The sequence below is a fragment of the Psychroflexus torquis ATCC 700755 genome (assembly GCF_000153485.2).
Taxonomy (GTDB): Bacteria; Bacteroidota; Bacteroidia; order Flavobacteriales; family Flavobacteriaceae; genus Psychroflexus; species Psychroflexus torquis.
The window spans coordinates 4227579-4240469 of the sequence record NC_018721.1; the positions used below are offsets into that span (position 1 = coordinate 4227579).

Consider the following 12891-nt stretch of genomic DNA (forward strand, 5'->3'; position numbering starts at 1 on the left):
TTTTATTCCTGTCTATGTCATCAGTTTTTTGAATCTTAGAAACAGAAAGCATTTTTATTTTTTTCTTATCATTTTTACTGAAAACCATCCGAGCAATAAAATTATTATTGTCATGATTGTCCATAGCCAATTTTTGTTTTTGAAAAGGGGGTCCGTTACCGGAACTTCCTCCCTTTCAATTGTTTGTTCGTTACCTAATTCTATCGCTGTTATTGTCTCTGGAATCTTGTCTGTAAATCGGTTAATGTCATAATATGCTTTTACTGCTTTGCTTTTTCCGTAGGTTAGGTAATAGGTTGCTGGCTCAGTAAAGCGAGTTACTAATTCATGAACGTTCCCTTTTATCTGGATTTTATCAAGAGTCAAAGATTGATTATCTTGATTATGAATAACTATTTTTAGTTTTTGAATTATCAAACTGTTGGTTTTAAACTCATTTTTTTCAAATGAGTTTAGTGTTCCCATAGTTAAATTGCGGTAATTATATGTCCATCCTTGTTCCGTTTGTACACTATCTGAAAGGTATTTTATTGTCAATGGCCGATAATAGTCAAATGAGTTAATCGCATTAATTTTAATATAACTTACAGGAACAGGAGATTGCAATTCGATGTCTACTATTGTCTGCTTGGTTTCTTTATTCTCTTTTGTAAGCGTTTTCTTAATAGGATAATCTCTAAACACACCTTCTGTAATGTTTTGTCGTGTAATACTAATAGATTTTAAATCAGGCTTTTCTCTACTGTTCACTACAAGAAATCTAAAAAAACGGTACTTCGAATTTGGAAAGCTTAGTTTGCTAAATTGGAAGTCTGTTAATTCATTTTTGATTGCTAAAATTCGATAATCATCAATAATGGTAAACCATTCTTGTTGATTTTGACTCCCTTCTAGTTTAAGTTGCCAGTCAAAATTTTGCTGCTTAAATTTTAGTTTGATTTGATTAATTGTTTCTATTGAAGGAATTTCAAAAGTAAAAAAATAACCTTTGTCACTACGAGAGGTGTTCAGTATTTTAAAAACTGCTTCTTTGCTAGATAGCTCATCTGTTAGTGTACGAAGCAAGTAAGGTGATTCAATAGTATCATTACTTGCTGTTATACCAAAAACTCTAATATCAGATAAGTCTGGTGAAACCTTTTCGAAAATGTCATTTGGCAAAACTATTTTGTGCCATTGCTTATTAATTCCTTTTAATTCTCTTTTGTTGCTATACTGTTGCATTTGTCCATGTGAATATGAAAATGCTAGCAGAAATAAGGAAATAGTTATTTTAATTCTCAATCTCATCAGATATAATATGCTTGTTTTTGTTGTATAAAAATGAAATAATTAAAAGCAGAATTCCTAACGATACAAATACAATTGTTTTTGCAATGGTGTTAAGATGCGAAATATCATATAAAAAAAGCTTTATAAGTGTTATTCCAAACAGTATAATAGCTCCAACTCGTAAGTGTTTCTTGTTTTTCCAAATGCCCAAAACTATAAGTAATAATGAATAAACTCCCCAAAGAATACTCAGTCCAAGTTTGTAGGATTCTTTATATTCTGCAATATCCATCCAATTTATTAATTCGCTGCTGAAAATCCATATTGTAGAGATATGGAGGATAAAATCAAATATTTTTTTAAAATTTCGATGCATAAATTTTTGCCTTGTAGCCTTATAACACATAAAAAGTGTGATAGCTATGAATACAAATGAAACATATCTTATGCCAATATTAAAAACTCCAGATTTATAGTATTCTAATAAGGATTGATCTAAATAGGTTTCGCGTAATTCGCTAAAGGCATAAAGACCTTGAGTTAAAAAGACAAGCATGGTAAACGCAATTAAACTGAAAGTGATTAACCCCACCTTTTTATCTTGTAATTTCCTTGTATTCAAAAAAGATAAAACCGAAACAAAAAGTAAAGAATAATCAATAATCCATATTGTTTTAAAGTGGCTAATGTCGTAGTTTCTATAGAAGTTATAATATTGATCACTTTCTGAATTGATTGAAAGAGCAGAATCTATATACAGTTGATCCCAATAATTTGCTATCTCCATCCTAAAGGCATAATAAATAGTTATAAACAGCATTGCAGGAATGGAAAAGTATATGATTTTAGAAAATCTTTTTTTTAAGATGAAAGCGTGAGAATAGTTTTTATTTCTATTCAGAAAATTGATAAATCCAAAAGCTGCAATAAATAATAGAGATGTAAGAAAATTGATATTAAGCAGAGGAGTTATTCTTGTTTCTGGTTGCTCTACATAATAACCATCATAGACAGTTGTCCAGTCTTGGAAAATGCTGAAAAATGCTAAAAACATTAAAATATAAGATAGATCTTCATAAATGGCAATAGCTTTTGTCCTTCCTATCCAAAATAGTAAAGCTGCTTCTCCAATCCATAATAACGTAACCTAGTTACCATCTAATTGTACGGGAATTGTAATGGTAATAAATACCAATACCAAACCAGATACTAAATAAAATAGGTTTTTATCTGCTAATTTTTGTTTGTAAATTATTGCACTAACATCGAGTAGACAAGGGGAATTTCACCCCAAGCCTCTCACAGAACCGTGCTTGAAAGTCTCCCCTCACACGGCTCTTGTTGTACAAATCTAAGCGATAATGTTTATCTGAGAAAAGTTCCAATGGTAAAACAAAGTAGGAAATTGCTTTCTTACCGTTGCCAACCATTTGTACCCTTTCCTAATACTGGTTTTATAACGCTTATACCTTTTCCTTGCCCACCAAACTAATCGTTTACTTAGTAATCGAAAGACTTTTGTAAGTTCATACATCTTAAATTTACCATAGTAACGCACCCATCCCCTAATCATTGGATTAAGGTATTGTGCCACTCCTACAATGCTTTTAAACGTAAGTTTATTTACCTTGAGTTCTTCGAGCTTGTCTGCGATTCGTTTTCTTGAACTAATACTTATAGCACAATCATAACCTAAAAATAGCTTTCTCTTTTTCTTAGAATAAGCTGTTCTTGGTTGAAAAGAGTATCCCAAAAAATCAAATCTGACCATTGGGTGATTTTCTTTTCTTCTGTAATCTCGGCAATAGACAATTTTTGTCTTTTTAGGATGTAATTCTAATCCTACCGATTCCATTCTTTGATGTACTAATTGCAGTATTTGTTCCGCATGAGCTTTTGTATTACAGTGTAATATCACATCATCGGCATAACGAGTGAAAACTACATTTTTGTCTACCTTTTCCAACCATGTATCAAAAGCGTAATGCAGAAAAAGATTTGCCAGTAAGGGACTGATTACTCCGCCTTGTGGCGTTCCTTTTCCTTTCCTTTGGGTCAGTTTTCCAGACTTTGTAACAACGGGTGCTTCCAGCCATCGTGTGATGTAGAGTTTAACCCAATTTTCAGGTACATGTTTCTCTACTGCAAGCATCAGTTTGTTATGGTCTATATTGTCAAAGAAACCTTTGATGTCTAAGTCAATACCCAGTTTTTCTTCCAACAGTTCTCTCTTACCCTGATAATGCTTGATGAGCACTTCTCTTTGGTCGATAGCCGTAAGAATTTGGACTGAATACTAACTCTAATCTTGGTTCAAAAAACATTTTAACCACCATTTGCCTACTCTGTCACTAATAGTGGGTATACCCAATTTACGGATTGTACCGTCTTTCTTTGATATCTCTACTTCTTTGACAGGTGGGGGGAAATAACTCCCTGATGCCATCCGATTCCAAAGTTTGTAAAGGTGTTTACTGCGGTTGGCATCAAATTCTTGCATACCAATAGCATCTATTCCCGCACTTCCTTTGTTGGAACGCACTTTTTGATAAGCCTCCCAAACCATTAGGCGACTTATCGGTATTGATTTTGTTTCATTCCATAAATTCATCCTCACATTTTGTAAGTTGATTCGTAAAATGCAACTGTACAACTTAACCCCTTTGCTCCAGTTTCATTACAAAACCTTCTTCACTACTACGGATTAATCTGCCTCTGCTTATAACTTCGGTATTCTATCTCTCGATTGTTTCGATTGTATATTTCCCTTTGACTTGTAGCGAATCCTAATGCGGTAGCCTTACACAAGTCTATCATTCATAAGCAGTTTCCCAAGTTCCGTAAATAAGCCTGAATAAAGTTCTTGCCATCTGAATGACGCCAGTCTTACAGAAAATAAATAGGTTATCTCTGTAATTAATAGTATCAATACTATTACTTTTCACTCCGTATCATACTTCGTAGCTTTTGACTGGAGGTTCCTACTTCTCGACACCTCTTCAATGGTTCACTTTAGTTCAACTCCTTTATTCGTACCTGCTAATCTCCAGGACTAGATTCTCCTAAACGCTCAATACCAAGACTATTAATCAAAGCACCTTTAGGTGGTTTAAAGCCATCGCCTATACAACGACTCTGATGGACCTACCATCATCTTAATTACAGCATTCAACCATTTTATTTATTGCCATGGTTGATTCTTGGCACACTATGAAATGTAGGATTGCATTACAAAGAGTGAAAATCCCTAATAATTGTTTTCCTGTTTCATGGTCATCGAGAATAGCATAGCCAACTCCATAAAAAATAAAGGAATTTATTAGTAATAATGCAATGTTTTCAATTCCAAATTTCTCTTTCTTAATTAATTTGTAGGCCAGAAACACAAGGTAAAATATGACGAAAAATATGGATAGAAACGTGAGTGCTAAACCATAATAGGCCTCTGTTTGATAATTTGACACATACCATAAAAAGAATATGAGCCATGTGAGACCAAATGAAGAATAGTAAAGTGGTTTCCAATATTTTTTGAATGAGATAACAAGAATACCTACATTAATAATTGCCATATAACTAAAAAGAATTGCGACTTGTCCTGAATTTTCACTTAATAAGTAAGGCACTGCATACGCGCCAACGAGTCCAATATGAGCTATAACCTGTTTGTTATAGTTTATTGCAGCCACAACCGTAAAAACCGTAAAAACGACCATTAATAAAAAGGCCATTGTTTGTGGAATCAAGTCATAAAAACTATAAGCAGAATAGGTAATAAAATACATAATAGCAATAGCACCACTTACGAGTACAGCACTATAATTTTCGTAATTTTTCTTTAATTTAATACCAAATCCTAATAATCCGATTCCTGCTAAGTATCCTAATATTATTCTTGTAAGTGGACTAATTAAATCATTCTCAATAGAATATTTCGCACCTATGGCAACACCAATCACGGTGATAATAATTCCGATTTTATTAATTAGGTTTTCACCAATAAATTTTTCAAGATCTAATTTTATTTTTGGTGGTTTGTTAACTGGTGTGTCTGTTTCTCTAGGTAATTCCTTTTTTATTTGTTGCTCAGAAGAAGAAGAAGAATCGAGGGTTGTTTTCGCTTTTGCGATTTCAAAGTCACTATCTATTATAGGTTTATCTTCTTTTATGTCTACTTTTTCAATATTTCTTTCTGTCTCATAGCTTTGAAGGTTCGTTATTTCAATTCGTAAACTGTCGATATCTCTTGAAAAGTCATCTTGTCTTTTTAAAAGATTTTCTAGTTTACTGAGAAGCTGATTTATTTTATCTTGATTGTTAGTCATTTTTTTCAATGTGAAGCAACGTATGGATAACTCAACAAGTTGTGTTATCTCCATTTTATTATTCATATAAACTTAGTGATTTTTTTATTGTCTTAAAAATATTAACATTAAAAACATGCTTTGATAAACGGTGAAATCTCGAAGGCAATTAATCTACATATCAAATCACACTATTAGAGTACACTCTATAATAAATTCTTTTTTATTGCTACTCATAGGCAAATCAATAGCTGTTTAATGGTCTCCAATAGCCCTACAATTAACTTGGATTGGATAACCAACGGCTTTTTGTAAACCCGTGGGTTACACTGTTGGTTATGAAGTTGAAAGTTTCTATTTTGTCTATATAATTAAAAGTATAAACAAAAAAAACTCAAAGAATCACAAATGTGAATCTTTGAGTCTAGACTACTAGTGTCTCAAAATTAATGGAGAAAAGAATTGTTTTTTATCAAAGCTATTTTTTAGCCTTTGCTGTTTGTCTTTTCAATTATTCTTAATAAGAGAATTTAAATTGAGCAATTAAAATTCTACTTTTATAGTTGTTTTGTCAGTTGTTATTCTGGTTTTTTACATTTGGAATAGTCTACATCAAAATTGAAATTCTTTGTGCTTAATTTTTGAATTGCAGGGTTTCCTTTATGATCTGGTTTATATGCAGCTCCTGTTCCTAAGTCAACTCCTATTCCAATTATACCCCAAGATACCGCACTCAAAATAAAATTCCCTGTTCTGAAAGTATTATTATAAGTTAGAGTTTGTGGCTCGCATCCTTCTTCTTCTAGAGTGACAACTAAAGGCCTATCTCTCTTAAATAAATTAGTCGTCGTTCCTGTTCCTATTTTTTGTCCATCAACAGAAATATCTGCATTTGGATGGTCTTTTGCTGTAATTGTTCCTTGGTATTTGCTACCTCCAAACATTACTCCACAACTTGTTAAACTTGCGGAAAATAAAATTGCAGCAGCAATAAATAAAATGCTCTTTTTCATATTTTTTTTTATTTGTATTAATGTAATTGTTTAAAAATTAATAATTATTTATAATAAATATTATTAATTTTAATTGCTCAATTTTTTTGTTTTTATATGCATGGATACAATCTTTCTTGTGGTTTTAAAAGAAAATGTGGAAATAGTATTTAAAATTTTTTCATTGTTCTGTTTTATCAAATAAATAATCTTGAAATCCTCAATTAACTAATCTAATTTTTCGGCAATATTTTGTAAAGTTTACTGCATGATTAGTGGCGTATTAAAGTGCCGAAACTTTAAATTTATTACAGAATTTAATTGAATAAACAGAATCTTAAATCTAGCAAAAAATAGTCATTAATTATACAGATTGTTGGCAATAGTTTTTATTCATTAATTAGTTCCATTAACTTATATGCAACTGCCTCAACGGGAATATTTTCATTGATTGAAATAGTTATAATTGCTTTGGTCTGTATATCATAAGCAACAATGGCTTTGTAATTTTCTGTTCCTCCAGAATGTCCTATCCAACTATTATCTGTTTGATTAACGTCATTAAAATCATAAAGCATTATCCCTTTTCCATAGTATTGACCTTTATCAAACATTGGGTATAAGTCTTTCATCATATTATGAACATCTTTTATAGGAATTATTTTACCTGTGAGTAAAGCACTTAAGAAAATAGCCATATCTTTTGAGTTACTTATCATATTGCCTGCACCAAGAGGAACAGAATAATCTTTATGTTTAACAGAATCTTTATTATGGGCTAACGCTAGGTTGAGTGAATTTTCCGTGGCTGTTTTTAATGATTTTAGGTTTAGTGGTTCGGATATTCTATCTTTTATTATTTGGCTAAATGTTTTAGACTCTATTTTCTCTGTTATTAAAGCAAGTAATAAATAACCAGTATTTGTATATGACCAGTATTCGCTTGGTTTAAATAGATTTTTTTTAGACTTTGCTACATTTAACAATTCATCTGGGTTGAAATGCTTATTGCTGAAATGTATTGTAGAATCGGAATTGAAACTATAAATTCCATTGGTATGTGTAAGTAATTGCTCTATTGTTATTTTTTTAGAATATTGAATGTTAGGATACCATTTAGAAAGTTTGTCGTCAAAAGAAAGGCTTCCTTCTGAAACTAACTGATGAATTATAGTACTTGTTATTAATTTGGATACGCTTGCCCAATAAAATACAGAAGAACTATCAATAACTATATTTTCTGGTTTAGATATAAAACCTCTATTTGTTTCCCAAATTCCTTTTTTCGGAATTAAAATAGTTGCTGTAATACCTGCAATATCGTATTTGCCAAAAAGTTCATCAATTTTTTGATTTAATTTAATTTCTAAAGTATCGTTTAGTCTTTTATCAAAAATATATATCGTCTCATTTGGAAGAGATTCAATTTCAGGTTGCATATGCTTTGTTCCTCCTTTGTAATTCTTTTGGGCAATTACTTTATTCGTTATACTCGAAATAATTGAAAGTAGAATTAGTATTAAAATAAACTTATTTTTCATATTTTTTCAAATGTTATATCTCGCTTTTAATTAGAGCCAACATACGGATAACACAACTTGTTCTGTTATCTATACGTTACAAAATAACCAATATAAGAACTTTTTATCGTCTTAAAATTTTTAACATTAATAATATTCTTTAGTCTCTATTGGTTTAATTCCCAGAGGCTTGCCTCGAGTTTTGAGGAAAGTTTGAAAACGGATGATTTTCATCAATCAAAAAAAAGCCCTCTAAATGCCTCGTGGGCTGGCCCCGAGGATTCTATACTAAATGCTGAAATCTAGGGGACCACTAATCTAACTCTCAAGTTAAAATATTAAAGTACACTCCATTATAAATGTTTTAAAATATAACCAAGTAACACTTATAGATATGTTGAATTACAGCTACTCATAGACAAATCAATAGCTGTTTAATGGTCTCCAATGGTTTTACAATCACTGGTTTTACCAAAACCAAGTGGTCTCCCTGTTGGTTATAAAGTTGAAAGTTTTTGTTTTACCTGCATAAATGTAAAAAACACAAAAAATCAAGAATGTGAATCTCTAATACTGAACTACTTCAGTATCAACATTAATAGAGAAAAAAATGATTTTTACCTCAGTTCTTTCCTAGCCTTTGTTGTTTTGTGCAATTTATTCAGTTTCAAAATCATCAATAATCTTAATCATTTCTTTGGTTTTGCTCAATAGTTCATTTCGCATACGACTTACAAATGACATAGTTGTTATTTTAATAGTCAGCATACCGTTGAAATTGGCTTTTAATTTATTTTCATCAATATCTTCCCAAACCGAGTTCATAAGGTTTCCATTTATTCCGTTTAATGGGAAATTGATAGGGTAATTACTTATATACTGTACACCAGCATCTGCTCCAAGTTGTAAATTAACCCCTACAACTTTTAAAGTTTTTAATTGTTCCGCATTGTGATTTTGTATTTTACCATTCAATTCTTTACCCAATAAGTTGATATTTCCTGTTGAGATAAGTGCGTTATACGTATTTAAGTTCAATTCGTTATCTGGACTGTAAAATGGTAGAAACTCATATCTCGCTATTTTAATAATACTATCAACATTCGCATTTGGAGCAGAAAGCCTTTTAGAAAACCCAATGTTTTTCTTTAAGTCATTGTCAAAGTTTTCAATCTGACTTTCAAGTAAAGCTACATCAGCTACCAAATCATTCCGCAATGATTGTACATAGCTATTTCGAATAGTCAGTTTTTTATTCTGTTCAACTTTGCTATTAATTCCCAAAGCTATTAGTATGCCAATTACGACGAGCAAAATTTCGCCAATTGCATAAATTAAATACTTTGAGAATTTAGTATTTCTCAATGCTGACATTCTCATTTTCCGAAATATTTTCATTTAATCACGATTATTTTTTAAATAAAGGCCAACATACTGATAACAGAACAAATTATGTTATCCATTTTATGGATAGAATAAATTTAGTGTTTTTTTATCATCTTAAAATTTTTAACATTAAAAACATGCTTTAGTCAACCTTGAAATCTAGGAGCTAATAAGCCTACTTCTCAAACCACACTATTAAAGTACGTTCTATTACAAATGCTTTAAGAAAAATCTCGAAACACATATTAAAAATGCTGTTTTATAGCTGGTGATAGGAAAATCAATAGCTCTACAATTGCACTACAGTGGTTTGTATTGAAAACCCAGCTGTTTTTTTTTTGCAAATCCGTTGGTTATAAATTAAAGGAGTTCTGTTCTGCTTAGATAATGAAAAGTATAAACAAAAAAGCTCAAAGAATCGGTTTCACGAATCCTTGAGCCAAGACTACTAGTCTTTTCGATTAAAGTAAAAAAAAATTGTTTTACCTCAGTTCTTTTGAATGAAGTTACTTATACCAATTTAGCATTCAAATGTTATGTAAAATCAGTTTCTTTTTCACTTATTAATCGTTATAAAATAGAACCGTAACTATTGCTATGCTTATATTTTCTTCCTCAACTAAGTAAAAAACCTGTGCTGAGCTACGTCGTAGTATAATTCAAATTTTTAATGCATCATTTAAAAACTAAACTGATATTATAGAAGTATAGTCATACCAAATATAAAACTTGAAGACCCAAAATTAAATGAAAGGGAGTTTGTTTCGCTATTCTGGATCCCATCAGTTTCTCCTGAAGAATAATTGTAACCAAAGGTAGCGAAGTTAGCTTGAAGCAATATATTTTTGGTCAAACTAAGATTAATGCCTGGTCTAATTCCAACGAAAATTGATTCATTTCTAGATTCTCTTTCAGTATTATCGCTATTTTCAAAATTATTTTTACCGAAGGCGAATCTAGTTTCACCTTGTAAATGAAATGCTATTTTTTCACTAACTGGAAAAAATTTCTTTACAAATGGAGAAATTGCAAAAAAATTGGATGTTGAAGAAGTTGTTCTTAGAATTTGTTCATTTTCATTCTCATCTTCTGACTTAGAGTAACCATAACCTAATCCTAAACCAAGAATCAAGTTTTCACTGATGGCGTATCCAATTTTTGGTGAAACACTGAAGTTAAAATCCTTACTGTCTGAAGAAAAGGTTGGATTGAAAAAATCGTCATTTCTTGAATTTATTGAAAAATCCGCCTCTAAACTCCAAGTTCCCTTTTCAATTGAAAAATACTCTTTATCATCTTGATCATTTTGACCAAAACTAATACTCGTAAATAGAATTAGAAATAATGTAAGTGATGTTCTCATGGTGATTGGGTTTAAGGATTATTATTTCAAAGGTGAATTCAATAGTTATACCATAAAGGAGTTGAAGCTTAATTTTTGTTTTTTTTATTAAAAGTAACCTAGGGATAACACCACAAATTATGTTATCCCCATTTTATTGATAAAAATGGACTAGAGAAAGTTCCTTCAGAATTTTATAGATAAGCGCTTACCAAAGTAATCAATTGTATCCCGTGTTTTAAGGCCTTATTTATGATTCAATTTTGAATAAATATCCAAACTAATAAATTCACTATTTTTAATTTCGCAATCTTTCATTGTTCCTTCTAAATTGAATTTCAGTTTTGCAAGTGCCTTTTTACAATTCGTATTTTCAGTTTCCACAAATCCCTCAATCCTATGCAGCCCAATATGGTCAAATGCGTAATTAAAGATAAGTGGCATTGTTTCAGTCATAAATCCTTTCCCCCAATTTTCTGGAAATAACCAAAACCCAATTTCAGCTTTTTTATTTTCTTTATTTAAGTCGTTTAAACCTCCTGCACCAAGAAATTTTCCATCAACTTTAGAACATATAGCCCACCAAATCCCATTTTGGTTTTTTTCAAGATTAGAAAACCAGTGCATTTGTTCTTTGGTTGCTTCTAAACTATCGAAACTAATACCGTAATACTTTATAATATCAGGATGAGAAAGCCCTTTAAAAACATCTTTTAAATCAGAATCAACAAATTGCCTGAGAATCGTTCTTTCTGATTCTAAAGTTGGGAAAATATCTTCCATTTAGAGTTTATTTTTTAATGACTTTTAGGTTTGCCTGTATAGTTGGTGATATTTATAAATCACTATATTTTTCTGTAAATATTAGACTTAATTTAATGGGCTTAACTTTTGTGTTTTGCCATCAAAAAATCATTGAGTATTCAGACTGATGCAAGGCGCTTTATAGTATCGGTTTCCAAATTTCATTTACTGGTTTTTTACCAGTGATCATTTCTAATAATTGAATTAAATATTGGTTTTCTTCTTCACCATTGTCTTCAATCATTTTTTTAAATGCCATTGCACCTTCCGGGAATATAGAAGTTAAATCAATTTTCCAAATATTACTTTCCTTATAAAAATGAAAGTAAAAAGGAGTTTTTTGTCCTTTCGAAATAAGTTGCCCTTTAGCAAAATTTCCATCGATTTCAACATCTCCAATTTCAGTATTCATAACGCTGTTTTTCCCAACCATTCCCTCTTTAATAGCGTAAATTAATAGTTCTTTCCCATTGAATGATAAAATATCCCTTTTGGATGTTCTATACCTGATTGATATAACCATTAACTTGTCAAGAATTCCTAATGAATTTACAGTCAAAGAATCTGCCTTTTTAGTTGTTTCAAGAATTTCATTATAATAAGATATTGTTTTACTGTCTACAAAATCTACTGCTTTTTCTCCTTTGTCATTTAAAATTGAAGTTTTATAACTGTTAAATGATTCTCTTACTAATTTCTCTTCTTTTTCTTGTCCAAGACAACATGTAATTATTGAAAATGATAGGGATATGCAACTTAATATTTTTTTCATACTTTTTGTTTAATAATTTACAACGCTAAAGCAATGATTCGTGATGCCTAGAAATCTGACAGATTTCCAGTTACGTGCAAAGCAAAAACTTTTAGTTATGCTTTATTTTTTTTGTCTAAAGCAAAAATAAAAGTTTTTGTGACTTCATAAATGTACATAGATCTCGGCCTAAACATCGAAGTCAAGATTAATTATAGGTGTTATTACCGATCGTTTATTATTTTTAAGACTCTACTATCTCCGAGATTAATGTTTTATATTCTTCAACATCCTTTTTGAATTTATTCTGAACAGTAATCCATAATACAATTAATAATGCTAATAGTATTGCGCCAAATATGTACATAAAAATACTGCTACTCCCTTTTGAGATTATCGCAGCTAGAAACCCCAAACCCAAAAACATATGTGTAAATATTATCAGTTTCCATAAAAAGTATTGAGTAAAAGAAATTTCTATATCGGATTCACTTACAGTATCTGTTTTAATATCTTCCCG

11 protein-coding genes are annotated in these 12891 nt (G+C 30.7%); all 11 read right to left on the minus strand.

Annotated features, from left to right (window positions below; translation table 11 throughout):
* Nucleotides 1-54: 54 nt before the first annotated feature.
* Complete coding sequence (locus tag P700755_RS18165; RefSeq protein ID WP_015026073.1) at nucleotides 55-1290, minus strand: DUF3999 family protein; 1236 nt, start codon at nucleotides 1288-1290, stop codon at nucleotides 55-57.
* Nucleotides 1274-2404: a DUF2339 domain-containing protein gene (locus P700755_RS18170; RefSeq protein ID WP_211206115.1), complete on the minus strand. Its 1131-nt coding sequence runs from the start codon at nucleotides 2402-2404 to the stop codon at nucleotides 1274-1276. Before P700755_RS18170 ends, P700755_RS18165 begins: the two co-directional genes overlap by 17 nt.
* A gap of 219 nt (nucleotides 2405-2623) precedes the next feature.
* Entirely contained in the window at nucleotides 2624-3493 is an 870-nt protein-coding gene (locus P700755_RS18175; RefSeq protein ID WP_245535971.1) for a reverse transcriptase domain-containing protein, read from the minus strand.
* An 81-nt stretch (nucleotides 3494-3574) separates the two neighbouring features.
* On the minus strand, nucleotides 3575-3883 hold the full coding sequence (locus P700755_RS20930; protein ID WP_245535972.1) for an RNA-dependent RNA polymerase family protein: 309 nt from the start codon (nucleotides 3881-3883) through the stop codon (nucleotides 3575-3577).
* Between the two features lie 544 nt (nucleotides 3884-4427).
* On the minus strand, nucleotides 4428-5597 hold the full coding sequence (locus P700755_RS18180) for a DUF2339 domain-containing protein (protein WP_083858554.1): 1170 nt from the start codon (nucleotides 5595-5597) through the stop codon (nucleotides 4428-4430).
* Between the two features lie 557 nt (nucleotides 5598-6154).
* Nucleotides 6155-6589: a hypothetical protein gene (locus P700755_RS18185; protein ID WP_015026074.1), complete on the minus strand. Its 435-nt coding sequence runs from the start codon at nucleotides 6587-6589 to the stop codon at nucleotides 6155-6157.
* 368 nt (nucleotides 6590-6957) lie between these two features.
* Nucleotides 6958-8109 (minus strand): serine hydrolase domain-containing protein, encoded by a 1152-nt coding sequence (locus tag P700755_RS18190; RefSeq protein ID WP_015026075.1) that lies wholly within the window; start codon nucleotides 8107-8109, stop codon nucleotides 6958-6960.
* 636 nt (nucleotides 8110-8745) lie between these two features.
* The gene (locus P700755_RS18900; RefSeq protein ID WP_015026076.1) at nucleotides 8746-9468 is read right to left on the minus strand and encodes a hypothetical protein; all 723 of its coding nucleotides are present in this window, start codon (nucleotides 9466-9468) and stop codon (nucleotides 8746-8748) included.
* 703 nt (nucleotides 9469-10171) lie between these two features.
* A complete protein-coding gene (locus P700755_RS18200; RefSeq protein ID WP_015026077.1) occupies nucleotides 10172-10837 on the minus strand; it encodes an outer membrane beta-barrel protein in 666 nt (221 codons plus the stop codon).
* A 225-nt stretch (nucleotides 10838-11062) separates the two neighbouring features.
* Entirely contained in the window at nucleotides 11063-11599 is a 537-nt protein-coding gene (locus P700755_RS18205) for a GNAT family N-acetyltransferase (RefSeq protein WP_015026078.1), read from the minus strand.
* A gap of 160 nt (nucleotides 11600-11759) precedes the next feature.
* A complete protein-coding gene (locus tag P700755_RS18210) occupies nucleotides 11760-12392 on the minus strand; it encodes a hypothetical protein (RefSeq protein WP_015026079.1) in 633 nt (210 codons plus the stop codon).
* Nucleotides 12393-12891 lie beyond the last annotated feature (499 nt).